Annotated in this window: 17 protein-coding genes and 1 pseudogene; 5 read left to right on the top strand and 13 right to left on the bottom strand. The window is 42.3% G+C overall.

The features are described 5' to 3' along the window. Positions 1-13: 13 nt before the first annotated feature. From LC091_RS14780 to LC091_RS14805, 6 genes are all read right to left on the bottom strand, one after another. Positions 14-3,376: a tubulin-like doman-containing protein gene (locus LC091_RS14780; RefSeq protein ID WP_226682803.1), complete on the bottom strand. Its 3,363-nt coding sequence runs from the start codon at positions 3,374-3,376 to the stop codon at positions 14-16. 27 nt (positions 3,377-3,403) lie between these two features. Next, positions 3,404-5,593, bottom strand: coding sequence for a hypothetical protein (locus tag LC091_RS14785; protein WP_226682804.1), 2,190 nt, complete (start codon positions 5,591-5,593; stop codon positions 3,404-3,406). A gap of 258 nt (positions 5,594-5,851) precedes the next feature. Further along, on the bottom strand, positions 5,852-6,310 hold the full coding sequence (locus LC091_RS14790; RefSeq protein WP_226682805.1) for a hypothetical protein: 459 nt from the start codon (positions 6,308-6,310) through the stop codon (positions 5,852-5,854). Then, on the bottom strand, positions 6,291-6,488 hold the full coding sequence (locus LC091_RS14795; protein ID WP_226682806.1) for an antitoxin VbhA family protein: 198 nt from the start codon (positions 6,486-6,488) through the stop codon (positions 6,291-6,293). The genes LC091_RS14790 and LC091_RS14795 overlap by 20 nt, the downstream gene beginning before the upstream one ends. Before the next feature lie 38 nt (positions 6,489-6,526). Further along, positions 6,527-6,820, bottom strand: coding sequence for an antibiotic biosynthesis monooxygenase family protein (locus LC091_RS14800; protein WP_226682807.1), 294 nt, complete (start codon positions 6,818-6,820; stop codon positions 6,527-6,529). A gap of 193 nt (positions 6,821-7,013) precedes the next feature. Further along, entirely contained in the window at positions 7,014-8,585 is a 1,572-nt protein-coding gene (locus tag LC091_RS14805; protein ID WP_226682808.1) for a DHA2 family efflux MFS transporter permease subunit, read from the bottom strand. A 182-nt stretch (positions 8,586-8,767) separates the two neighbouring features. Here LC091_RS14805 and LC091_RS14810 point away from each other — a divergent pair, with 182 nt between their 5' ends. Next, on the top strand, positions 8,768-9,670 hold the full coding sequence (locus LC091_RS14810; protein ID WP_226682809.1) for a TetR/AcrR family transcriptional regulator: 903 nt from the start codon (positions 8,768-8,770) through the stop codon (positions 9,668-9,670). Between the two features lie 655 nt (positions 9,671-10,325). Then, a complete protein-coding gene (locus tag LC091_RS14815) occupies positions 10,326-14,072 on the top strand; it encodes a S8 family peptidase (RefSeq protein WP_226682810.1) in 3,747 nt (1,248 codons plus the stop codon). A 68-nt stretch (positions 14,073-14,140) separates the two neighbouring features. Here the strand turns inward: LC091_RS14815 and LC091_RS14820 are convergent, their stop codons facing one another. The 4 genes from LC091_RS14820 to LC091_RS14840 form a co-directional block, all read right to left on the bottom strand. After that, positions 14,141-15,385 (bottom strand): helix-turn-helix domain-containing protein, encoded by a 1,245-nt coding sequence (locus tag LC091_RS14820; RefSeq protein WP_226682811.1) that lies wholly within the window; start codon positions 15,383-15,385, stop codon positions 14,141-14,143. A gap of 156 nt (positions 15,386-15,541) precedes the next feature. After that, positions 15,542-16,768, bottom strand: a complete 1,227-nt coding sequence (locus LC091_RS14825) for a helix-turn-helix domain-containing protein (protein WP_226682812.1) — start codon at positions 16,766-16,768, stop codon at positions 15,542-15,544. 510 nt (positions 16,769-17,278) lie between these two features. Further along, positions 17,279-18,268, bottom strand: coding sequence for an HAAS signaling domain-containing protein (locus LC091_RS14835; RefSeq protein ID WP_226682813.1), 990 nt, complete (start codon positions 18,266-18,268; stop codon positions 17,279-17,281). After that, positions 18,255-18,608: a PadR family transcriptional regulator gene (locus tag LC091_RS14840; protein ID WP_226682814.1), complete on the bottom strand. Its 354-nt coding sequence runs from the start codon at positions 18,606-18,608 to the stop codon at positions 18,255-18,257. The genes LC091_RS14835 and LC091_RS14840 overlap by 14 nt, the downstream gene beginning before the upstream one ends. Before the next feature lie 184 nt (positions 18,609-18,792). On the opposite strand from LC091_RS14840, the pseudogene LC091_RS14845 reads away from it, so the two are divergent. Then, positions 18,793-19,230: pseudogene (locus LC091_RS14845) on the top strand (ferritin-like domain-containing protein); the annotation flags it as partial. Positions 19,231-19,276: 46 nt separating this feature from the next. Here the strand turns inward: LC091_RS14845 and LC091_RS14850 are convergent. Both LC091_RS14850 and LC091_RS14855 read right to left on the bottom strand, forming a co-directional pair. Next, positions 19,277-20,215: an SDR family NAD(P)-dependent oxidoreductase gene (locus LC091_RS14850; RefSeq protein ID WP_226682815.1), complete on the bottom strand. Its 939-nt coding sequence runs from the start codon at positions 20,213-20,215 to the stop codon at positions 19,277-19,279. A gap of 57 nt (positions 20,216-20,272) precedes the next feature. Continuing rightward, the gene (locus LC091_RS14855) at positions 20,273-20,842 is read right to left on the bottom strand and encodes a TetR/AcrR family transcriptional regulator (protein WP_226683085.1); all 570 of its coding nucleotides are present in this window, start codon (positions 20,840-20,842) and stop codon (positions 20,273-20,275) included. Positions 20,843-21,017: 175 nt separating this feature from the next. Here LC091_RS14855 and LC091_RS14860 point away from each other — a divergent pair, with 175 nt between their 5' ends. Further along, on the top strand, positions 21,018-22,754 hold the full coding sequence (locus LC091_RS14860; protein ID WP_226682816.1) for an ABC transporter ATP-binding protein: 1,737 nt from the start codon (positions 21,018-21,020) through the stop codon (positions 22,752-22,754). Positions 22,755-23,367: 613 nt separating this feature from the next. Here the strand turns inward: LC091_RS14860 and LC091_RS14865 are convergent. Then, a complete protein-coding gene (locus LC091_RS14865; RefSeq protein WP_404819693.1) occupies positions 23,368-24,825 on the bottom strand; it encodes a protein adenylyltransferase SelO in 1,458 nt (485 codons plus the stop codon). 158 nt (positions 24,826-24,983) lie between these two features. Here LC091_RS14865 and LC091_RS14870 point away from each other — a divergent pair, with 158 nt between their 5' ends. Further along, positions 24,984-25,496 carry an acyl-CoA thioesterase gene (locus LC091_RS14870; protein ID WP_226682817.1) on the top strand — a complete coding sequence of 171 codons (513 nt, stop codon included), beginning with the start codon at positions 24,984-24,986 and terminating at the stop codon, positions 25,494-25,496.

Here is a 25,496-nt window from a genome sequence, read left to right on the forward strand (position 1 = left end):
GGTAAAACCGCCTTTACGAGTGCTGCTTTAAGGAATTCAGTGTTTTCTCGATCAAGTTCTTCCATTTTAAATACTCGGTGCTATTTTTTTCAGCCACATGGCGGAATTCTGAATCCTCCCACATACTTTCAATGAATTTGGCAGCATCGATTCGCGCTTGATTGGCACGATGGTTGCCATAGGCTCTTGAAAAGTAGCCTGTAATTTCTTCAAGTAATGTCATACGAAGGCGTTGCCCGATCTCCGGTAACGTCTCATCTCCCATCCCTTCTGTTTCATAGGCCAACACCGCATCTAAAATAGATGTGATACCATCTTTCGGAACGGTGGCAAGACGCTTGGAACCAGTAAGGAAAGTGTGTTCTTCGATATCTTTTACTCTACGAATATCATCAAGTTCCTTCGTAGCCGCTCTGTCCAAAATCTCTTCATAAATTGCCGGGTTATGGCTCAGTGCGTTATGAAGACTATAGAATTCCTCCGGTACGACTGTTCCACCTTTTAAAATGAGAGACGTTCCCGTCAATCCGTTATAAAGATACACATTGCGACCAGCCTCCGTTCCTAGGTATACATAGCCATGGATAAGGCCAAGCAGGAAAGCTCGATCATTCTTTTCTGTATCCAATTTTACCTGCTCTGGATTCAAGTCTGGCATAAAAGCTGGAAGGTGCCAGCGTTTATCTAAGTGTGGCGTAACCGTCGAAGCACCTTTGTTCAGGCGATCCACTCTGCGACGGTAAGACTCGTAATAAACACCAGGCTCTTGTGTATGGCTGGCCGATTTTTTCCCTGATGAGAACTTGCCAAAATCACTCACACTTAATCCATAGTGCGCTTTATAGGATACAATTTCGTACTTGGAGAAAGCATCATTCTTAATATCCTTGCCACCGAACACTTGAAGTGCAATTTGCTCCTTCAGATGTTGGGACGCTTCCGTATGAATTCCCCAGAACTTCAATTCGCGCGCGTTATCAATCCGTGGAATAAACGGACTGGACAATTGGTTGATGCTGCTGATGCGCTCTGTCAAATACTCATCCGCATCCACCTGCTTGAACTGCGCCTCTTTTCGTAACGCTTGAACAATACTAAGATCCAGGCGGTCATTGAACCGTGAACGAAGCTCCTCTCGGCAGTAGGCCAATACATTATCACGGAACAGTTCTTCGACTTTCAGCTCCTCCACATAATTACTGTAGGATGCTTCATTGCGGCTGCAATATTGGCGGTAGTGACTGAGATAGATCTGTCCGGAGATATCATCAGGAAGCATGCCCTGGTCAACAGATGGACGAATGCTTTGCCACATGTTTTCCTGTAATTCTTTTGTCGCAAGAACATACTCCTTAGTCGGATCTACTTCTTCTTCATATTGGACTGCCCTTTGGTTCGTCTCGACCAACAAGCTGTCACGCGTGTCCTTCAAGTTGTCAAAGAAACGCTCCCAGTCACGAATCATGCTTTGAATTGCCTGGTTGACGGAAGTGAGCACAAGCTCTAACAACATTCCTTCCTTGTAGGCATTAAGATTGCTCAGTTGACGATTGGACTTCGTTTTATAATCGCTGATAAATGATTTGAACTCATTGGAAATCAGGGAGCGCAGGAACTTTTGGTTCAGCGCTAAATCCACACGTTCAATGGCCGTTTCCTTACGATCGGTCTGACGGATATCAAAAACATCTTTATAATTATCGATGTTTTCCTTTAACTCCATGTTTTGATTTCTGATTTCTAAAATTTTGTCGTTGATTCGCTCACTGATTTGATACAGCATAAACCTTGTGGCAACAGGATGAAGTGGGGACGGTTTTTGAATAAACCATGTATTCAGGCGGTAATCTTGCCCTTCTGATCCATTTGGTGCATCACAATCCTGATCCAAAATTTGATGGGCGATAAAAGAACGATATTCATAGACTTTATTTTTGATTTGTTCGTAATAGAGTGTAAGATTTGCCTCCGTATCAGAAATCTCTTTGCGGGCATGATCACGCACATTTAGGCGAACATTACTTGGTTGGCAGTTGCTTTCAAATGTTTTCAGAACACTGTCGTTATGCAACACTTCCATAACTTTTCCTTCTACGGCCTTGAGGAAAAGAGAGGATTTATACTCCCCGTATTCACCCTTATCCAATTCAACCCGAACTTGATTGTGGGCGAGCTTGAAGAATGGGTTCGGTTTCTCCCCATTTGCCATCTGCTCTAAATGCCAAATATAGCGCTTCCCTTTTTCCGGACGCTCCCGGTTAATCCCGCTCCGAAGGTCCTTTTCATAACGGGTACGCTCTTCCTCAAACCGGCGATCCAAAGACAACCAAGACTCATCCAAACCGGAAGTTGCCCATTTCAGCGCACAATACTCCACCACATCCTCATACGGAAAGTTGATAGTAGAAGCTGCCGCCCCGCAATAGCGCCCCATGCCTTCTGAATCAATGATTTGGAGAATTTGGTTATCTTCCTGCGAGAAATGCTTATTAGACAATGGACTAAAAAGTTGCAGGTAAATAGTTTGTGACACCTGGTCCACGTACTGACTGATAGAATGCAAGTGCTTACCTTGCAGATTTTCATAGTCATAGAGGAAACAGAAATCATATGGACGCTGGCCCGCCTGGATCGCATGGGTGTTTCGCCCCTCAATATCTACCTGATTCGGGCGGTACTCGAGGTCTATCGTCACATCAGGCCGATTCGTCAGCTGGTTGGTCGCACTCATCATGATGGCATTTAACTCTTTTAAACTTGCATAGCCGTTAGCACGAACCGACTCATACTCTCGTTCATTAATCGTGCGTGTATTCACGAGAATATCAGGTAACAGGAATGCACCTCTTATCAATATGCTAGAATGGCCAAATTTCCTTTTTAACATTTCCCTGATGTTCATTGCCACCTGTAGAAAAATTCCAGAACCGGTCCCACCGGCAAGGGAACTGATGATAATTACACGGATACCATGCACCATTTTATCTGTGGTCACAGGGAAAATTTTATCAATATCATCCCAAAGTCCATTCATCTTCCCTTCTGCCATTGCAGCCCGAAACGCAAGTCTGGAAACGGAACGGACTTGCCCCGCTCCTGCCGTCATCGATTTGTCTTGAAGATGCGGACTATCCGGGAACCATGTCAATAAGGAAGGGTTTCCATGAAGATACTGCCCGACAGTTTTCAGCGTACTTGTCTGCGTGATGCTTCCTTCAAGATGCTCCATTCCGACAATCGTGTTCACATCTGTATCAAACGCATGAACAGCCACACTGTCTCGACGTTCCACCGGTATATTTCCATATATCGTATTTACGACTGTACAGCCTACTCCACCTAATCCCACTAATATTGTTGGTGCATTATTCGCCATTTTACTTCCTCCCTTATCACCTGTTTTTTATCTCGTAAAATGATAAACTTCTTTGCTCACTTGCGACTCTGTTGTAATCTTATCTCCTTCATAAATAATGATGTCCTCTACTCCGGCACCTTCTCCAAGGCGGGTATAGCCGATTCTCATATCTTTACTTTGACAATCTTTTACAAGCAAGATTTTATCTTTATCCCTTGTCGCTTTAAAAGTTAGGTTGCCAATCAATTTTTTTTCAGCTCTATAGGGGTAAAAGTACTTTAAAAAAAGATTTGTCTTAAAATCGTATTCTGTATCTCTGCCGGGAAGTTCCATCCCATTCACTTTCTGAATAGATTGCAGATTGATGATCGCGCCATGACGGTCGAACCGCGGCTTCCTTATGACTCCAATCAACCAATACAGAAATAAGAAAACAAGGGCGGAGATACCTAATAGTTTTCCGTACTTATCGAGAAAAGGGATGTCCTGGATGTTGGCTCCCACCTCAATTTGTGCACCCTCTCCCTCATACCGTCCCTTCAGCTCCACCAAGAAATGAATATCTCCTATGGAAGTGAATGCAGGTACGATATAGGCTTTAGGATAGAGTTCAATTTGGTTGCCATTTTGCTTTATTTCATATTGAACATTCTCTTCAGTCGTGACCTTGATGTTATCAAACAACTCGGTTAGTTCCGCTTCCGTCATTTCACGTTCATCCACATACGGCTGAATCGTAATTGGTGTAGTGTTTTGGAGTTGATCAAGCGGATGGCTCCAATCCGATGTCAGTGTTTGGAGGCTGAGTTGCCTGTCTTCTACTCCTTCGAGTGGGAGAGTTTTGGTGTCCTGGTAGAACCCTTTTACAATTGTCGTAACGGTCGCTTCCGTTGGTTCGGTTGGCATGGTGAACGGTCCCGTAAAGCTCTGCCGTTCTTCATTCCATGAGAGTGTGAAAGTTTCATCTTGAATTTTTGCTGTAACCTCGATTTCTTGGTCAGGATTCATCTGGTTGAAAGAGACCTTCCCTTGTGATCTATCACTTGGAAAAAGTTCCACTTCCATCATCATTTCCGCTTCGTAAAAAAAGGTTTCCGGCTCGTTATTCCAAGTTCCGTCGCTCTCAAGTTTATGTATCGTGATATCAAAATCTAGTGATGGTTCAGCAATAAACTGAAAGCTTTCTTGCTCTTGAGGGGTCAGAGGTTTGTTGAAGCTGATGGTATATTCCCCTGCTTGCAGACTTCCTTCTGGATTTTCTGGTGCAATATGGGATACGCCGCCGTAAATATCGCCTCTTAATTTGTTAGGATCATTGGGTGTCTTCATGTAGAAAGGTCCGTCAGTGGTAAGTTGGCTCGCTTCGCCGTTGTAGTTAACTTTATTAATCTCCCATTCCAACTGGCTGCCTGTAGTCTGATGTAGGACGGTGAGTCTTCTTAAGGGAAAAGGGGTCTGTATCGTTACTTCCTGCCCTTCATTGGAAAATGTCGGGTTCAGGTCAAATGTGCTATCTGTTTCAGTGGTATTTGGGTCACGGTTGGTAATCAGTGCCGCCACCTCGTTGATTCGTTCAATAATTTCCGATTCGTTATCAGCTGTCAATTGGATGCCGCCTGTTGCTTCTTGGAACATCCCTTTGAACTCTTCCATCTGTGAAATCTCATCCTCTGTAAGGAATGATTCAATGGTAACGAGGATACTATTAAACTTCACTTCTTTTTGTTTCATATAGTCTGCCAGGTCCTCAAGCGATTTTCTGGCAATCTCATAATTTTGGGAGAGTTTGGCGCTGTCCTCTTCAAAGGATGTGTCCAAGTCATTAAAAACTCCATCCATGATGATAATGAACCAAAAATCACTGGGCGGATTTTGTTCGACCGCTTTTTTCATGTTGTCAATAGAGGTCAGAACGGTTTGGAATGGTGTTCCCTTCTGTTCGTCCCAGCCTGGAATACGGTTGATTTCACGTTGTCTGCTAGAATAGCTAATGCCAATTTCATCAATATTTTGGGAGTTGCTCATCCGCACAACGGACAGCTCATCTTCTGGCCCAAGCAGTGAAATCAAACTTTGCAAAGAGTAGTTGGCAAACTTCCAGTTATCACTTGGTAACTCTTTACTCGTATCACCATCTTCATAAGTGAACCACATACTTCCAGAGTCATCATAAATCAATGTCACATTTCGATTTTTATGTATGGGGTCTTCTTCTGCAAATACAATTGAATTCACTGGAAAAAAACCACTCCAAAACAACAGTACACACAATAAAAGTATCGGTAGTCTAGTTCGCATCTCTCTCTCCTATGGTCGTAGTCATTAATACCTATAGTTAATTTCGACACAAATGGCTAAGAACCTTTAAAAATGGTGACATTTTTCCAATCATTCCATTTAAATGAAATTAGGAAAACACACAAGTAATACATACTCGCTTACAGTAGTAATTTAGAACCCAAAAATACACATGCTTGGTGAGCATGTGTATTTTTAAGTGGACTTCTTTTTTATTATTGAATAAATCCCTGCTATACCAATCCCCATCAACAAGCCGAATGCAAGATATAGATTTACCTTTACATTTATATGAACCCCAGAAAATATTATTTTCGTTGTTGGGAATATCGGCAAAATAAAGCCAGAGAAACAGCCTAGAATCATAAATAAAGTTACTTGAGAAGCCAGTTTTTTTAGTTTCAGGAAACGAATTAAATGAATACTAACAAAATAAACCATCCCACCAACCACTATGACAAACACCAGAATAAAAAAATAAAAGATGAAAAACGTTGCACCAGAGAACTCATTTAAGCTTTGATAACTAGAGGTGCTCATCTTTGGAAGGAAGGGATAAATTAGATGCAGCAATAGATTTAAGATAAATGCTATTGCCAAAAACCCGTATATGTATAAATGATAGTGTTCTTCCTTATGTGGATCCTCCGTCATTTTGTCCCCCTTTTGCTTTAACCAGTTTCATTACTTCCTTATTAAACTCCTCATCGGTAAGTTCACCAGATAGGTTGCGCCGAACCAAGTCGGTGTGCTGCTCATTAATATGAAAACCAGAAGCCTCCATGCTTGCTTTGGCTGACTTTAATGCTTTTTCTAATTGTTTTCTTGGCATTTCCTTTTCCCCTTGTTTTAAATTGTGCTTAATTCAAATTACTTAATTAGCTGAAAATGTTCCATATATATATCAGGTTTAAAATAATGGTCCATTTTCTTAACCCATTCTTTAAATAAGTCAGAGCCCACAAAACCTTTCATATGATCCTCAAGAGTTTCCCATTCCACTTGCACCATATACTTCCCTTCTGTCTCGACGCATTTATGTAAAGTGTGGGCGATATAGCCTTTTGATTGAGCGATTGTTTCTTTAGCTACTACTTCAAAATCTTTTTTAAAATCGGCTTCCATTCCTTCATTAATATTAAAAAATGCTACTTCGGTTATCATAGTTGTATCTTCCTCCCACTAGTAAAATTTCTCTTATATCCATTATGCGTGAAAACCGCTAAAAATAAAAACCAGACACGTAGAAAATGCCATTCGACACATTCCGCCATTAATCGATACATATCACCTCGACCCAACAACAAAAAATCCGCCCCCACCCAAAAGGCAGAAGCGGACGTCCCTCACACAAAATTTAATTATTCCCCACCAATTTTGTCTCTACCTTTCGCTTACCACCAGCACCGGCTAGCTCACCAATCGGCTCTGGCTCCACTTCTGCGTGTGGATCCTCCGCCTGTGTCGCCCGCTTAATAAAGAAAGACAACACAAGCGCAACCACCGCGATAAACGTCGACACGAAAAAGGCAAAGTTGATTCCTTCTAACATTCCTTGCATCATGACTTGCTGCTGGACACCTGCAATGGCCTCGGTGGATGGATTCGCACCCAACGCTGCCATGGCATCTCCTGAAAGTTCGCGACCAACACTCTCCGCCCGTGTAGACATCAATGTCACAAGCAACGCCGTTCCAATCGCTCCAGACACCTGTTGCAGCGTGTTGTTCATCGCGGTACCGTGCGGATAGAAACGAGTAGGAAGCTGATTCAACCCGTTTGTGGAAACAGGCATGAACACCATGGACATTCCGAACATCCTAACAGTATATAAAATCAACAGTTGCGTGTAAGTTGTTTCGAATGTCAACTGACTGAAGAAATACGTCGTTACAACGGTAATAGACAAACCGGTAATGGCAAGCGCGCGGCCACCGTACTTATCAAACAACTTCCCTGTGATCGGTGACATCAACGCCATCACAATTGCTCCCGGTAACATCAACAATCCTGCATCTAATGGTGAAATCCCTCGGATCGTCTGCACATAAATCGGCAGCAAGATCATCCCGGAAAACATCGCCATCGTGATAACCATCGATATGGCAGATGATAAAGCAAACATCGGATAACGATAGATTCGGAAGTTCAGCATCGGTTTTTCTTTTCCAAGCTGACGTAAAATGAACCAAACTAACGATATCGTCCCAATTGCAATCGTTCCGTAAACGAGCGGACTATCCCATCCCTTAGATCCAGCAGAACTGAATCCATACAATAATCCACCAAAACCTACACTCGATAAGACAACAGAAATTTGATCCAAACGAATATCCTGTTTTTCTTTTCTATCTTTTAATAGGACTACGCCTAAAAGCAAGACGGCAATCGCAATCGGAGAAACAAAGTGGAAAAGCATTCTCCAATCATAATGTTCAATTAACCAACCGGAAAGCGTCGGCCCGATGGCAGGTGCCCCCATCATGATCAGACCGAAAACCCCCATTGCAGTTCCGCGTTTTTCAATCGGGAAGCTGACCAACATGACATTCATCAATAGCGGCATTAAGATCGCCGACCCGGACGCCTGCATCATTCGCCCTGCTAAAAGAACCCCGAAAACCGGTGCAAAACCGGCCATCAGTGTCCCAACGGCAAAAAGACCCATGGCGACAATGAACAAGTTCCGAACAGAATACTTCTGAATAAGGAAGGCTGTGGTCGGGATTAATACCCCGTTGACCAACATGAAGCCGGTTGTTAGCCACTGAACCGTCGAAGGACCCACTTGAAGTTCCGTCATGATGGACGGCAGGGCAATATTCAATAATGTATTATTTAAAAAAGCAATAAACGCGCCGATCATCAAAATGGCCAAAATACCGTATGGTGGACGACTTATAGTGGTGTTTGGTACTGCTTGCTGCATTCTTTCTCCTCCATTTATACTAACAGTTCATTTTTTATACTACTATTACATCTACCCCAATTTTATACCATCAGTTCATATTTATCAATCTTGAAAACTTTGTTAATTTGCTATTTGTGTAAAGGGATATTTTCGTGTACTATTATTTTTGTACCACCAGTCTATTTTAGTTAGGTGATAAAATGAAGGATCGCAAACTGCATGTTCTCATGTGTGCTCATAAACTATTTATTGAAAAAGGCTTTCAGACGACTTCAATCCAGGACATTCTGGACGAAAGCGGAATTGCCAAGGGTACCTTATATAACTATTTTTCTTCCAAAAACGAACTTTTAATAGAGTTGTTTAAAACTTTATATAATAAAATGGAAAAAGAACGGAATGACCTCCTAATTGGTCAAGACCCGTCTGACATAAACATTTTCATCAAACAGTTTGAACTTCAAATGGAGACGAATAGGGCAAACAAATTGATTTCCCTTTTTGAAGAAGTCATCTTCATTAATGATTCAGAGTTAAAAGATTTCATTCAAAAGAGTCAGCTAAGGATGCTGAGATGGGTCCATCAACGATTCTTAGAGATTTTCGGCGAGGAAAAACGGGAATATCTGTGGGACTGTGCCATTATGTATCTTGGGATCCTGAACCACGGCATTCGATACTACACCATGACACACGACAAGAAGCTGGATATTCATAGAGTTGTGCAATACAGTGTCAATCGCTTGGTGAAAATTGTGGAAGATGTAGCGGAGTCGGGTGAGGTTCTAGTAGAAGCGGAGTCGATGGCGCGATGGGTGCCACAAGAAGGGGACAAAGAATTGCCGCTTCCACATGCTATTACTCATGCGGTGAGTGACTTAAAGAAAACTCTTTCTGGTGTGGCTGATTATGAACGTTTAGCCGAACTGTTGGATTTTATTCAACAGGAGTTAAACGGAAAAAATGGTATTGCGCCGAGGCGTTTCCTGGTGGAGAGTGCAATGGATAGCCTAAGAGGGAACGAGGATTTTGTTTCTAAAGGTGGGCCGGATTGGAGAAATCTTCAAGAACTTGTGGAGAGCTACTTGAAGTCGCATGACTAGTGAATTGCCGTAGAATTGGTTTGGAGATTGAAGTTAAATGGAGACAGGCGCGAGTGCATATTTTCACTCACGCCTGTCTTCTTTTTTGTCATGAAGACCATTTCAACTAACTTTCAGCCACGAAAGTGTCTTCATCACCACTATGAAGACACTTCCCTCCATTTTTTCTGACTAAAAATGTCTTCATACACTGCATGAAGACACTTCCAACCCAAATTCAGGCCCCAAAACGTCTTCATCTCCCTCCTTTGCCGAGATCCGAACGCACAGCGGGTCAGACCCCTTGTAAGACCCCTTTTTAACCTCTTTCTTCCCAAAACCCCAATTCCCCGCCTCTTATTCAGTACTTAGGAAACATTCCAGAGTAAATTCCGGTCCGTTTTTCCGCTTTTTTCGGCTTTTTACTGGTTCTCCAGACCTACTGAAAACACCATTTGTCAGCACACTCATACAGCATTTACAATTCAATTAACTTCGCATCATGAATCACCAACTACACTATAACTCTCCAAAGAATTTCAACTAGAGGCTTGTAACATTTAACCACACAAAACATCCCAGGAGGTGAATTCCCGCTCTATTCCACTCTACCAATCAATCAACTTCTTAGAATTACATACTCTTCAATAACAACTATCAGAACAGGAGAATGCACATGCGAAAGCCAACAATTAAAACTTTTTTTATAGCAATTATCGCCGTTTTCATGCTTGCCACTTCCCTTTTTCAAGGTCAGGCACTAGGAGCAAACACCCAATCAACGACAAACAATGAACCAACCATCATCAACGATCAACTGGGAACCGAGGACTCTAAAATCACCCTAATAACCGGTGATATCGTTCATGTAACTGCTCTGCCAACTGGAAAGAGTGTCATAAATGTAGAACCTGCCGAAAACAATGGTGATGGCATTCGTGTCATCACAGTCGGTGACGATACATATGTGTATCCGAATGCCGTGATGCCTTACTTGGCAGAAGGAAAGCTTGATCACAACCTTTTCAACATTACAAAACTAATAGAATACCAATTTGATGATAAAAACAGTTCTACTGTCCCTGTCATTGTCGAATACGAAGAAACGAAGGCAAGAGCCGCTTCCACAAAAACTGCTCCAAAAGGCGCAAAGAAACAACGTGATCTTAAGAGTATCAACGCTGCTGCTTTAGCAACCAACAAAGAGGAAGCCAAAACTTTCTGGAAAGATGTACAGTCAAAAAAGACGGACCCATCAAAACCAGAATCCATACAACTTAACTATGCAATTGAAAAGATTTGGTTAGATGCTCGTGTAGAAGCTACCCTTCACCAAAGTGTTCCACAGATTGGAACACACACTGCTTGGGAGTCAGGTTTAACTGGGGAAGGCATCAAGGTGGCCGTCCTTGATAGTGGAATTGATCCTACACATCCTGACATCGCTCCTCAACTGGATGAAGCAATAAGCTTTGTACCTGGAGAAGAAGTTTTAGATAAAAACGGACACGGCACACATGTTGCTTCTACTATCCTTGGAACAGGCGCTGCTTCTGGCGGCCAACATAAAGGTGTTGCACCAGATGCTAGATTGCTAGTAGGAAAAGTGCTTGCTGATTCCGGATCTGGTCTTGCATCATGGATCATCGAAGGAATGGAATGGGCAGCTCAAAATGCCGATGTAGTAAACATGAGTCTTGGTAGCCAATCCGGTAGTGACGGCACGGACCCTATGGCACAAGCAGTTAATACCCTAACAGAAGAGCATGGAACATTATTTGTTATTGCAGCAGGTAACAGCTACGGTGAAGGAACAGTTGGATCCCCTGGTGCAGCAGATGCCGCACTTACAATCGGTGCAGTGGACAAGTCAGACAGACTGGCCAGTTTCTCCTCCAAAGGTCCAAGACTTGGTGACATGGCATTAAAGCCTGATGTTTCCGCACCTGGAGTAGGAATCATGGCCGCGCGTTCTCAATACGCATCCAGCACAGGTTCTTACACTAGTAAAAACGGTACATCCATGGCTACACCTCACGTAGCAGGAGCAGTGGCTATTCTTTTACAACAAAATCCTGAAGCCACTCCTCAAGAACTAAAAGAAACAATTATGAACACAGCGAAAAAACTGCCTAACTACCAGCCATACCATATCGGGACTGGGCGCATTGATATCGTAAAAGCATTAAATACAGACATTAGAGCAACAGGTTCCATTTCATTCGGCTTCTTCCAATGGCCACATGATGAGGCCACTCCTGTAGAGAAAACAGTAACGTACACTAATGAAAGCGACCAAGACATCACCCTTGACCTTGAAGCTACTTTTGCAGATGCAAATGGCAATGCAGCTCCTGAGGGCATGCTGACACTGGCACAAACAACCGTTACTGTGCCAGCTAATGGGACGGCTGACGTCAAAGTAACAGTAGACCCTGCACATGGAGAAAGCGGTCAACGATACCAAGGTCACTTAACAGCCAGTGCCAACGGGCAAGAACTGGTGCACACGACAATGGCCACAGTCAAAGAAGATGAGCGATACACATTAACCTTGAATGCGACCGACCGTGACGGTTCACCTGCCCTTGCATATGTAGTCCTATTCACAGAAAACATGCGACCAGAATCGATTGCAGTCCCAGGAACAAGAGAACTTCGTTTGAAAAAGGGTACTTATTCTGTCATGTCCATGATGGACGTGGATGTAAATACAGACCATCAGGGCGTTGCTCTTGTAGGGGAGCCGGAAGTGGTACTTGATGGACCGAAGACAGTGGAATTGGATGCTAGAAAAGCCAATAAAATCACAGTGAAGGTCCCTAAGGAGACAGAACCGGTTCATCAGCGTATGGAATATTACCAGACAATCGGCCAAGGAACTGTCCATAGCGTCTATCTGATGCCTGTATGGGTTGATCACCTATATGCTGCACCAACCGAAAAAACAATGTTTGGTGAGTTTGAATTCTTAACGCGCTGGCGCTTGATAAAGCCTTACCTGACCATGGCATATAATGGTGTAGAGCTTGATGATATTGTGATGCCTGGAAGTACTCTTCTGGAAGGTAAGCATAACCTAGATACAATCTACGCAAAAGAAGGAACACAGGCTGATTATGAAGGCTTAGATGCACAAGGAAAAGCGGTGGTGGTTAATCGCAGCAAGACAATCAGCACTTCCGAACAGGCTGCTGCAGCTGTTGCTGCCGGTGCGAAGCTATTGATTATCGCCAACTACGAAGATGTGGAATATAACACTGTGGTTCGTATACCTGGATATACAGAGGTACCTATTACTGTAGCTGCGATTAGTATGTCAGAAGGTGAAAGGCTAATTAACACGATTAGTTCTGACAATGTACAACTTCATACAGAAGGCACTAAAGACACTCCTTATGTCTATGACCTAGATTATGTTCATCCAGATTTCGTTCCGACTTCATTAGCTTACGAGCCGAAAAACAATGAACTTGCTAAAGTCGAAACAAATTACAACTCTCATATTGAAACAGATGGTGGAGAATTCCGATTCGACATGAGACCATACACAGTTCGTGCTATTGGTTTCCTAAACAAGATTTCCTTCCCTACCACTAGAACCGAATATGTTTCTGCTACAAAAGATACGTATTGGTATCACCAGGCAAATATCCTAGATGCATCATGGGAAATCCGTCAACCTCTAGCAGAATATGAAAAGGGGCAAAAACTTGTAGAAAACTGGTTTTCACCTGTGGTTCGTCCTGCATTAGGAGTTGGGTACTGGACTCCAAATCGACAAAATAATTATTTGCAATTTAACATACCGGCATGGGGAGATGCAGGTATAGGGAACACTGGAGGAAAAGGTTATAGTCACTCTGTACAAAACCAAACAAATAAATTGTACCTAGGTGATACATTGGTAAAAGAAGGGAAAGGTCAATCTATCCCTGGCAGCATAATAGCTCCGGAAGAACCTACCCAGTACCGCCTAGTAACAGAAGCAAAACGAGATGCAGAACGCTGGAACACATCTGTTCGTACGCACACGGAATGGACTTTTTGGACAGAGAGCCAAGGAACATCGAACTCATTCCTTCCATTACGAACATTACTTCCATTCCTTACATTGAACTACCAAGTTGAGACAGATGTAAATGGAAATGCACAATTGAACCCACCTACGGAACTTGTCATCTCTGTAGCAAAGGTACAAGATGCCATTGGTTACGGAGAAGTAGACGGTGCAACACTTGAAGTGTCATTTGATGAAGGATCAACTTGGAAAGAAGTGAAATTGAACCGTAATGGCGACACTTTTACCGCTTCCATTACTAATCCAAAATCAGCTACAAGCGTCTCCCTTAAAGCTTCCGCATGGGATGACAAAGGCAACAAGATTACACAAGAAATTATAAAAGCATACGGACTACAATAACAAAATAGTGGAGCATGGAATCTTACTTAGATTCCATGCTCCACTAACTTTTATTAATAATAGCTTTCTCACACAAACTGATTATTTCGCCTAAACTTATTGATCACCGGCCCAGCAAAGCGGTTTGCTTTTTCCATATCATCCTTCTCCATATAATAATCAAAAAGAACGACCGTATAGTGCTCCACAAGCAGCATATAGCCTTTTTCCTTAAAGTATGGAAATGCTTCAACTTCCAAATATTCGTAATATTTCTCTGACTGGTTCGAAAGATAATAATAATGCATCTTGAATATGTGGATAAATATAGAAGCATTTGAAGACTGGGATAAATTCAACCCTTGATCCACGAGCAATAAAAGTTTTTCCTTAGACGTCTTTCCTTCTTTTGTCAAAGCATTCACGTAGCCTTCTAAAGAACTTAGGTAGTTAGGATGACTCATTTCTCTCGCATCCATTGATTTTTTATAAAATTCACTGGCTTTTAGGTAATCAGCATTTCTTAAATAGAGATAGGCAACATTATGATAGAGCATCGCTTTTTGATGTTCGAGCCCATAGTCTTCCGTCATATCTATCAATCTATGATATTCTTTACTCAAGGTAGGATGGTCTTCCGATTGTTCTAATTGAATGACCATGAGCATTTCTGCTTCAATGATACGGGAGAAACTGCGTATTTTTGTGAAATACTGAAGTGCTTTATTTGCATGAAAAAATGCCAAGACTCTAGAATTTAACGAATGGTAAGCAAGGGCCAAATCATAATAGTACTCTTGATTAGGATAGCCTTCAAGATTAATCTCCTTCAAGCATGCAAGTGCCTCCACGTAGTTGTTCTTCACGGATAAGTGGTAAACTCCCCTAACATGTAGCAACAAATTCTTTTCATAAGGTGTTAAATCTGTCCAAATCGACATTTCTTCTATTAAACCGTCCAAGGTTCCTCCTTCACCAACATATAAATAGTATCTTGCAAGGATTAATGTATACAGGCGATAAAAATCCTGCATGTGTAGAAGGTTGAAACCTTGGAGTTGTAGTTTGATAGATTCCACCCTCGGTTTTAGCTTTTTTACAATAGCATTATCCCACTCTTTCAACAGCTGTTCGATCTCCCTATAATTCTTTATTTCCGCTTCCATCTCGATTCCCAAACGCTTACATAAAAAATCAATGGTTTCATCGGAAACCTCCGTCAATCCCCGCTCTATCTTGCTTATATGGGTACTGGAACAAATTCCATCTCCTAACTCCTTTTGCTTTAACCCCTGAAATTCCCGATAAAATTTAATAATCTTACCTTCCAGCATGCTGTCATCCCCTGTGAAAATCATATAATTTTTTTATTATCCTACCACAGTTCGTTTACAGGGGACAGACAGCTTCTCCCAATTGAAACAAGTCAGACATATGACTTTGACAAAATGAAAAAGCCCGCATACCTCAGAATGCAGGCGATCTTATTTCTATAGATATAAAGATACTTCCGTCGCCTTTTCGTGTTTATTGCTTCCCACATAATGAAGAAACAATAGCTTCCCGTACCGTTTCATCAATGGGACATGTTTCCCGGAATAGAATTGCGGGAGCGCAACTTCTTCCATGAATGTATAATACGTTTCATAATCTTCTTCCACCCGATATCTCAATAATTTAAATAAAGTAATATGTAAAGTATTCCTACTTTCTTTTGCTTTGTTCGCACCATCCTTGATGAGTCGCTGAAGAACCCGTTTTTTAGCAAGTTTCCCTTCCATACAACTATCAATGAAGTTATACAGTCTAACCAAATAGCTGTTTGAGTTTTCGTCCGCAAGTGCCAGTGCTTCTTCAAAGTAAGACTTGGCCTCCTCAAATAATCCTCTGTTATAATATTCATACCCAAGATTATTCATTAAAAGGCCCTTATTTTCCTCCAACCCGTATTGCTCACAATTACTGATCAAATCCTTATATCTGCATACAATATAATGAAAATCACTATACAAATCCCCACTCAACTGTAATAACATTAACGCTTCGGCCCTATTCGCTTGCATATAATTGTTCGTTTCCTGAAAGTGCTGCAGTGCCTTGTCAACATAAAAGAAAGACATCACTTTGGAATCAATTAAAAAGTAGGCAGTTCCTAGGTGAAAATAATACTCCTTATTTCCATACTCTTTAATATCGATTTGATTTAACACACTAATAGCTTTCTGGTGGTCTTCGATATTAAATGAGGCTAAATAGTAGATCCCCTTCACATGAAGGTATAAATTATAATCAAATGCCAGCATATTAGGGTAATCTTTTTCTACTTTCCTAATAATCTCGTATGCTGGCTCCAATTCATTTCGAAATAGATGGTACCTTGCAATCAAAAGTTGATGGCGGGCAGCGTATTTAGAGGCTTGGACAATAGTTGACTCTTCAAGCCTTTCTTTCAACTTCTCAATCTCTTTTTTCTTCCGAAGAATAATCGCATTATGCCAATCTCTCAGAAATTTTTTAACCTGTTGCAGATAGGCCAACTCTTCGTGTATATCTATATTCAACCTTTCAGAAAATAAAGCAATAATCTCTTCAGAGAAAGCTGTCTTTCCACGTTCAATTTTACTCACGTGCGTCGTCGTACATATTCCTTCTCCTAACTGAGACTGTGTTAGTCCAGCTTTTTCTCGATAAAACCTGATAATTTCTCCCACGACCATGTTTATGTCCCCTTTTGGCTTCAATTAGCTAAAATTGTTGTATTTATAGAATTAAAGAAAACTTGCCAAATCCCTCTTGGGGTTATTTTTCGGGAAATAAGTCATGAAAATGACGAAAACCAACCTTTTTTGCCATTACTCTATGTCGAATTAATCCAAGCAATAGGAGAAAAGTCGGAAGTTAAGGGGTGAAAGTTGGGGGAATTTGCGAATACATCAAAAAAAAGAACCCAAAAACCTTGATTAAGGTTCCAGGATTCTATTAAACTTCCTGTGCAACGAATTCGATACTCATCCACATTCCCAATCAAAGGCAACACAGCAACCGTAGCACTAACAGGAATTATAGGTAAGTTAAATGCTCTACCCGTTTCCTTTGCGAACTGATTAGCTCGTCCTTAAAATGAGAATAGCTCAAAAAGAAGTTATTTAAGAAGTAATCGATATAAGGAAGTGTAGCTATCTTTGCCCACTCCCTTTTATCAATTTTATAATTAATTTGTTTAAATCTTAACTTCTTGCTTTTTTTATACCTTGATAAATATCGGCTATTGATGAAATCAAGAATATTAATACTGCCAACCTGAAAATCATATTTAGTTGGTACGTTAAACCAAACATTTCTTCAAAATAGTGAAAAAATGCTGGATTAAACACTGCAAGATTGTGAAACACGAGAATAAATACAGCAAGCGATACAGCATGAACAATGGCATTTGCTATAACAAGTTTCATGGTCCAATGACCAAGTCTCCATTTATACGCCACCAGTCCAACCTCCACCATCATCACTACAATCACCAGTGCCCAAAAGGAAATCAATTGGGATTGATTGAAAAGTGGCGTCACAAGTGTCAATCCTTCTTCCCCTTTTTCATAAATACCAAGAAGCTTATTGGCATTAAAATAACCAGCTACCCAAATAACCGTCCAAATTAAGCTGCCCAACAACTCTATTTTTCCAATAGCTTTCCTTTTTGGAATATAAGGAACATCTTTTAAATCATCAGGGGTCCATTCCTTCCACTTTGATGTGATTGGATTGGTATTATTGGAACTATCATATCTTTCCACCATTGCAAACGTCACCGTTATCCAGAAAAACGTCTGAACTCCTGCACTAAGACTGTTCCATACTCCCTCTCCAATCATCCCAAAAATAACAGGGAAAATTTCTCCTTCACCACTATAAGAAAGAATGCCAACGAAGGTCACCACGCAAAAAGAAATAATCATTGCGAGTGGAATAATGAGCTTCAACAAACTTACATACACATCAAAAAACCGCGGACCTATCAAATGCATAGGCTTATCTAAATAACCGCTGGCAAGCTTTGCTGGATGGCCAAGCTCTGATAGCACTGTTTTTACATCTTCTTCCTCATACCCCTCTGGAAGCATATCTTCAATGGTCGATCTCAGTTCAAGACCGATATCTTCCTGTTGACTCTCTGGCAGCCTGCGAATCACCTCCTGAACATACAACTCAATCAGATTCATTCTCCTCATTCCCCTCTTTTAGTAAAATTGCTAGTTCCTGAGACGTTTTCTCCCATTCTTTTCTTAACTTCTCGAGGATCTCGATTCCATAATCACTTAAAACATAATACCTCCGGGGCCTGCTTTCCGTTTTGTCCCAGCTGCTGGTCACAAGCTCCTGCTTCTCCAATCGCCTGAGTAACGGATATAGCGTACTCTGCTCAATAGTAATTCCACTTTTCTCAAGCAATTGCACAAGTGAATAACCATATTGCGGAGTTCTCAACTGACTTAACACCGCCAACGTCAACGTTCCCCTTCTTAATTCCGTTGTCATCGACTGCAACAATCCATCGCTCATTTGCTCACCTCTTTTAATACTATATGTCGTACAGTATCATTTATACTATGTATCATACAGTATGAAGGTGAGGATAGTAAAGCCACTCTTTAAAAATGTACGTTTACACCACTTTTTCTTAGGCGCATATACTGTGTAATTAATACATTTAGGAGGTTACACCATGTTTTATCCTTATTTTCACCGCCAAACCCCTGATACTTATGGAGCAAAAGGGGCCCTTAATGCTACTTCATTAACGCTACCTGACATACTTACCTATGCACTGCAAGACGAATATTTAGCTCAAGCACGCTACAACCGGATCCTTGGCACCTACGGTTATATCCGTACTTTTGCAAGAATCCAAGAGGCCGAGCTGCGCCACATTAGTGCCCTGCTGCCTTTATTCCAACAATATCAGGTCCCTGTTCCGCCAGACATCTCTCCACAGTTCGTCACCACACCGCCAACGATTAAAGATGCTTATGCAGCTGGCGTGGAAGGCGAAATCGAGAATATTGGTATGTATGAAAAATTCCTAGCTTTAGACATTCCAAATGATATGAGAATTGTATTTACCAGGTTACGCGACGCTTCTGTCAATCATTTGGCTGCTTTCGAGAGAGGGCTTGCGAGGTAACAGGAAAAGGGAATCAGCCATGACAACTGATTCCCTTTTTCCTAACCTATACTTTTTTCAACATATATCCTATTGTTTCTTCTATTCCTTTTTCGTATGAAGTACTTTTCCATTCTCCTAAAAACTTTGTTACCTTCTCCCCTGATAGAATGGTCGGCTCAGCGTTGATATACTGCATTTCCAAAGCTTCACGCATTCCCTTTCCGGCAACAATGGCATATAAAGCAAACATTGGCTTAGTGATGTAGTAAAGTTGCTTATCTTTTCCTAATTGTTTTCTTACCATCTTTTCAAAGTCCCGCCCGGTAATGGTCGACACTGCAGGGATATTCCAACTGTGCCCATAGGCATCATCCCTTAATGCTAACTCCACCATCCCCCTTGCTCCATCTTTTGTAAAAATAAATTCTCTTTCAATATCTTTGGGTCCAACATACCCTCCCTTTTTCTTTTTCAGGAGTTGTTCCAGTGTAAAATGAATATAGGTATTCGTAGCATTAGGACCGTAGAAATCTGGAAAATGGCAAATCAAAGACCGGATTGGAGCCTGTTGAATCATTTCCCCCATTTCTTTTCGAACCTTTCCTTTTTTAGTGTGAGGGGTTTTCTCTTTATCTTCCTTCAAGCGTTCACCACCACTTTTACCATATGCATAAATATTATCCACCACCGCAAGCTTTGCACCATTCTCTTCCGCTGCTTCTATGATGTTTTTAGTGATTGGCAAGAGATTCTCTTTCCACTCTTCATAGGGAAGGTTCAAGGCATGGAAAATGACATCAACTCCATTGGCAGCTTCGGATACTTGTTTCTTTTCACCTGCATCTCCAGGTCGGATAATCACATTTTCTATTTTCCCAAAAAGCACTTCGAGTCGCTCTTTCCCTCTCGCAAACGCCACCACTTCCACTCCACGACTAATAAGTTCCAGTACCAGTGCGTATCCCATCCCGCCTGAAGCCCCTATCACCATAGCTTTTTTCATAGTAAATACCCCCTGTTTAATATTATTTAACCACTGGTCAATTTCTGATAAAAAATTTTACCCTAAAGTAGTTAGGATAAAATTTACATGTGATTCTGCCAAGCCTTTTACTTCTTCATAGTCTGCATCACACCGGCAGTAGTGACTTACGAAACCGTGTAACGAAAGGAAAATAGACCATGCTTGCTGGATGCTGATAGATTGATTGCTCAGCTCCATTATTGCTTTAGCAAAGTTTTCATAAGATTCATTCGGCCCTTTGTTTACATAGCTTTTTACTTCCTCATCTGACAGCAAAAACATCATTTCATATTGACTCTTATGTGTAAGGCCAAAGCGGATGAATTCGAGCAGAACTTGCTTCAACTTTTCCTTATTATCTAGGTGCTTAATCATGACATTGTCCAGCCATTGATCTAGCTCTTTAAAATCCTTTTCGATCATGGCATAAAAAAGCTCTGCTTTATTTTTGAAATGATAATAAATAGCGCCATGACTGTAACCTAACTCTGTTGCAATCTGTCGCATCGAAACCTGTTGATACCCCTTCTTTCGGAACAACTCCCGTGCCGCGTTCATAACCATACTCTGTGTTAATTCATTTGCTACCGCTTTTCTAGGTGACATTTCCTTACTCATCCTTTTATTGACCACTGTTTAATTAAAATATAATCCTTTGGAGATACTGTTGTCAACTCAAAAATTGGCAACAAGTTCCTCAATCTGTCACAATGATAGAGGAACTTACTTGTCTTAAAAACGTACAATTATCAAACAAGCCTTTTAAAGGAGATCACAATAAATGGAACCAGTCAAAAATAAAAATTTGAAGAAATTCACCTCCCTCATCCTGTCGACCAATATTCCTAAAGTTGCTCTGACACTAGGGTTAGTCGGCAGTCTAATCACGACACTAGTTGGATTGACGATCCCATTGCTCACTCAACAACTAGTCGACGGCTTTTCGATGGAATCGCTCAGTGTGTGGCTGATTGTTGCCATTGCTGCCGTCTTTATTATCCAAGCGGTGATTGACGGACTATCCACCTACTCCCTCGCCTATGTCGGCCAAAGCATCGTGGCCGGCCTACGTGAGAGAATGTGGTTTAAATTAATTCGCCTGCCTGTCAGTTATTTTGATAAAAAAACAAGTGGGGAATCAGTTAGTCGGGTGGTTAATGACACCGGGATTGTGAAGGACCTGATTTCTCAGCACTTCCCGCAATTTATCACAGGTATCATCACTATTATCGGGGCCGTCACCATCCTTTTCATCATGGATTGGAAAATGACCTTGCTTATGCTGATTTCTGTTCCAGTAACGACGCTGGTCATGATTCCACTTGGTACGAAAATGGCGAAAATTTCTCGTGGCATGCAAGATGAGACGGCCAACTTTACCGGCAGCGTCCAGCAGACATTAAGTGAGATCCGGTTGATGAAAGCATCCAATGCGGAAACGGCTGAGGAAGCAAAGGGGCAGTCAGGCATCCGTACACTTTTGACGTTTGGTCTACGAGAAGCGCGCATCTTTGCCATCATCGGACCGCTTATGTATATGGTCGTCATGCTTGTAATTGTAGTAATAATCGGGTACGGCGGAATTCGTGTAGCAGAAGGAACCATGACAACCGGAGCACTTGTTGCATTCCTGCTTTACCTGTTCCAAATCATTTTTCCAATCACATCCTTTACGATGTTTTTCACCCAATTACAAAAAGCAAAGGGTGCGACGGAACGGATTATTGATATTTTGGAGATTGAGGATGAGCCCGGTCAAGAGGGCTTAGAGGCGGACATCACCAATCAGCCTGTCTTCGTTAAAGGTGTGTCCTTTGGATATAACGAAGACGAGCCTATCCTGCATAATGTTTCCTTTGATGTAGAGCCTGGTATGATGGTGGCTTTTGCAGGACCGAGCGGTGGCGGAAAAAGTACGCTTTTCGGTTTGCTTGAGCGTTTTTATGAGCCAACAGACGGGGAGATTTTCGTTGGGGCTTTGCCTATCCGTTCGTTATCCATGAAAGCTTGGCGCCAGCAGATCGGATATGTCTCCCAGGACAGCCCGATGATGGCCGGAACCATCCGGGATAACTTGACGTACGGCTTGGAAAATAAGGATTCATTAACCGATGATCGCTTATGGGAAGTGGCAAAGATGGCTTATGCCAATCAGTTCATTCAAGAGTTTCCAAAAGGACTTGATACCGAGGTTGGCGAACGCGGTGTCATGCTTTCAGGCGGACAGCGTCAGCGTATCGCGATTGCCCGTGCCTTTTTGCGAGATCCAAAAATCTTAATGATGGACGAAGCAACCGCGAGCCTTGACAGCCAATCAGAAGGAATTGTCCAGCAAGCCTTGACCAGACTGATGGAAGGCCGGACGACATTTGTGATCGCCCATCGACTGTCTACGATTGTAAATGCAGATAAGATTATTTTCATTGAAAAAGGTGAAATCACCGGGATGGGAACTCATCAGGAGTTAGTGGCGTCGCATAAGCTTTATCGCGAGTTTGCAGCACAGCAGCTTACTTAGGTGGTAATTAAGAGGGTCAAGGATGCGGAGTCCTTGACCTTTTGTCATTGGAAGATATGTTCTAGATCAAGATGAAACCCAATTAATAGCTTTGAGGTAATTATGCCCTCTCTACTACCGTTTCCCCTGTTTTCATTGCATTTTGGGCGGAGAGACCGCCTCTCTACTACCGTTTTCCCTGTTCACATTGCATTTCGGACAGAGAGATCACTTCTCTACTACCGTTTTCCCTGTTCACATTGCATTTCGGGCGGAGAAACCGCTTTTCTACTACCGTTTTTCCGGTCCCCATTGCATTTCGGGTGAAGAGACTGCTTCTCTACTACCGTTTTCCTTGTTTCCATTGCATTTCGGGTGAAGAGACTGCTTCTCTACTACCGTTTTCCCTGTTTCAATTGAATTTCGGGTGAAGAGACTGCTTCTCTACTACCGTTTTCCCTGTTTCAATTGAATTTCGGGCACTGAGATGGGTATTTTTAACACACCAAGTTAATTTACGATTGAGTTCGTGCGGAAATCAAGCAAGTTCGTGCCAAAACCACCCGAGTTCGTGCCGAAATCGGCCAAGTTCGTGCCAAAACCACCCAAGTTCGTGCCAAATCAAAAATCCACATCAAGTTCCACAATAAGTCCGGTACCCAGCCGTCACACTCGCACCCGGTGCCACACAATAATCTTCCTGCTCATCCGAATACGCATAAGGATCACGCAACACCCTCACCAAATTCTCCATCACACCATAATTCCCATGCTCCACCGCAGCCAACAAAGCTGCTTCGACCCGATGATTACGCGCAATTACCGCAGGATTACTCTTCTGCATCAACTCCCGCACACTTTCCGCACTCGCAGACTGTCTTCCCAATCGCTCCTGCCACACCGAATGCCACTCCAAAAATGCAGGCCTCAATTCCAAATCCAGCTCTCCCAATGTCAACTCACGAAACGTATTCGTAAAATCCGCCTTACTTTCCTTCATCACATCAAGCAGCCCCTGCACCAACGCTTCATCACCAGATTCTTCACCAAATAAACCTAGCTTCGCACGCATACCAGACAACCAAAACTCCTTATACAAGTCCGAAAACTTATACAGCTCCTCTTGCGCCAACTCAATCGCACGCTTTTGGTCCTCATCAAACAATGGCAGCAGAGCTTCCGCAAAACGAGCCAGATTCCAGCCACCAATCCGTGGTTGGTTTTCATATGAATACCGCCCTTGCGCATCGATGGAACTGAACACCGTCGCCGGGTCATACACATCCATGAACGCACACGGTCCATAATCAATTGTTTCCCCGCTGATTGTCATATTATCTGTGTTCATCACACCATGGATAAAGCCGACGAGCTGCCATTTTGCAATCAACTCAGCCTGCCGCTCCATCACTTTTCTAAAAAATCCTAGATAATCACCAGCTTCCAACTCAGGGTAGTGACGTTTCATTGCATAATTTGCCAAGGCATGTAACTTTTCCATGTCTCCCCACTGAGCAGCAAACTGAAATGTACCAAAACGAAGGTGACTGGATGCAACTCGTGTCATCACTGCTCCAGCCAGCAGGCCCTCACGCAACACCTCTTCTCCTGTCGTCACGACTGCCAAACTACGAGTCGTTGGTATTCCCAACCCGTGCATTGCTTCACTTATAATGTACTCGCGCAGCATTGGTCCTAACGTAGCGCGACCATCCCCACCTCGGGAATATGGAGTACGTCCTGATCCCTTCAACTGAATATCAAAGTGGCTACCCTCAGGCGTAATTTGCTCGCCAACCAGCAACGCCCGTCCGTCTCCTAGCATCGTAAAATTGCCAAACTGATGGCCAGCATAAGCCTGTGCAATTCCAGAACCACCTTCTGGAACCTTGTTGCCTGCTAAAATCCTTATACCATCCGCCCCCCTTAATGCATCTGCACTAAGCCCAAGCTCTTCTGCCACTGATTCATTAAGCACAATCAACTTAGGCGTTTCCACAGGATTTGGCTCTATTTTAGAAAAAAACAATTCAGGCAATGATTCATAGCTGTTATCAAACTTCCAACCCATTTCACTTACTTTGCTCATCATATCCCCTTCTTCTTATCTGTCTTGTCGTTGCATTTATTATACCCTTTAGGACCCAGAACTTAATAAAGAAAGCTCACCAAAAAAACAGTTCACATTTTCGCACAAAGGAAAAAAATGCTAAAATAACTTCAAGCCCAACAAATTGAAGGAGAATCCCAATGAACAAAACCTGCAAAGATACCCGTGTTATCCGAACCAGCCGAGTGTTTCCAAACGACATTAACAACCATAACACCCTTTTCGGAGGAAAACTGTTATCGGATGTGGACATGCTTGCCTCTATTTCTGCTGCCCGCATGTGCCGTTGCGAATGTGTAACAGCCTCCATGGACTCGGTGGATTTTCTATCTCCGATTAGACCGACAGATGCTGTTATTTTTGAATCGTTTGTGACTTGGACTGGCAAATCATCAATGGAGGTTTTTGTGAAAGTGACGGCAGAGGATTTAACAAAAGGCACCAAAAACATTGCAGCGACAGCTTTCTTAACATTTGTTGCACTAGATGATCAAGGAAAGCCTGCATCTGTTCCTTCCATTACACCAGAAACCGAAGAAGAAATATACCTGAATAAAACAGGGGAAGAACGAGCAAAAACTCGCCGCAATAGAAGGTCTGAAAGTAAAGCGCTGGCCTCCAAGCTTGCAAGTGGGTTTTTTGCAGAAAAATAA

The organism is Sutcliffiella horikoshii (assembly GCF_020524325.1).
Lineage (GTDB): Bacteria > Bacillota > Bacilli > Bacillales > Bacillaceae_I > Sutcliffiella_A > Sutcliffiella_A horikoshii_D.

Excerpts from the sequence above, each read along its gene's own strand:
- LC091_RS14780 (WP_226682803.1), bottom strand. The coding sequence starts at position 3,376 with ATGGCGAATAATGCACCAACAATATTAGTGGGATTAGGTGGAGTAGGC.
- LC091_RS14790 (WP_226682805.1), bottom strand. The coding sequence starts at position 6,310 with ATGACGGAGGATCCACATAAGGAAGAACACTATCATTTATACATATAC.
- LC091_RS14795 (WP_226682806.1), bottom strand. The coding sequence starts at position 6,488 with ATGCCAAGAAAACAATTAGAAAAAGCATTAAAGTCAGCCAAAGCAAGC.
- LC091_RS14800 (WP_226682807.1), bottom strand. The coding sequence starts at position 6,820 with ATGATAACCGAAGTAGCATTTTTTAATATTAATGAAGGAATGGAAGCC.
- LC091_RS14805 (WP_226682808.1), bottom strand. The coding sequence starts at position 8,585 with ATGCAGCAAGCAGTACCAAACACCACTATAAGTCGTCCACCATACGGT.
- LC091_RS14810 (WP_226682809.1), top strand. The coding sequence starts at position 8,768 with ATGAAGGATCGCAAACTGCATGTTCTCATGTGTGCTCATAAACTATTT.
- LC091_RS14815 (WP_226682810.1), top strand. The coding sequence starts at position 10,326 with ATGCGAAAGCCAACAATTAAAACTTTTTTTATAGCAATTATCGCCGTT.
- LC091_RS14820 (WP_226682811.1), bottom strand. The coding sequence starts at position 15,385 with ATGCTGGAAGGTAAGATTATTAAATTTTATCGGGAATTTCAGGGGTTA.
- LC091_RS14825 (WP_226682812.1), bottom strand. The coding sequence starts at position 16,768 with ATGGTCGTGGGAGAAATTATCAGGTTTTATCGAGAAAAAGCTGGACTA.
- LC091_RS14835 (WP_226682813.1), bottom strand. The coding sequence starts at position 18,268 with ATGAATCTGATTGAGTTGTATGTTCAGGAGGTGATTCGCAGGCTGCCA.
- LC091_RS14840 (WP_226682814.1), bottom strand. The coding sequence starts at position 18,608 with ATGAGCGATGGATTGTTGCAGTCGATGACAACGGAATTAAGAAGGGGA.
- LC091_RS14850 (WP_226682815.1), bottom strand. The coding sequence starts at position 20,215 with ATGAAAAAAGCTATGGTGATAGGGGCTTCAGGCGGGATGGGATACGCA.
- LC091_RS14855 (WP_226683085.1), bottom strand. The coding sequence starts at position 20,842 with ATGTCACCTAGAAAAGCGGTAGCAAATGAATTAACACAGAGTATGGTT.
- LC091_RS14860 (WP_226682816.1), top strand. The coding sequence starts at position 21,018 with ATGGAACCAGTCAAAAATAAAAATTTGAAGAAATTCACCTCCCTCATC.
- LC091_RS14865 (WP_404819693.1), bottom strand. The coding sequence starts at position 24,825 with ATGATGAGCAAAGTAAGTGAAATGGGTTGGAAGTTTGATAACAGCTAT.
- LC091_RS14870 (WP_226682817.1), top strand. The coding sequence starts at position 24,984 with ATGAACAAAACCTGCAAAGATACCCGTGTTATCCGAACCAGCCGAGTG.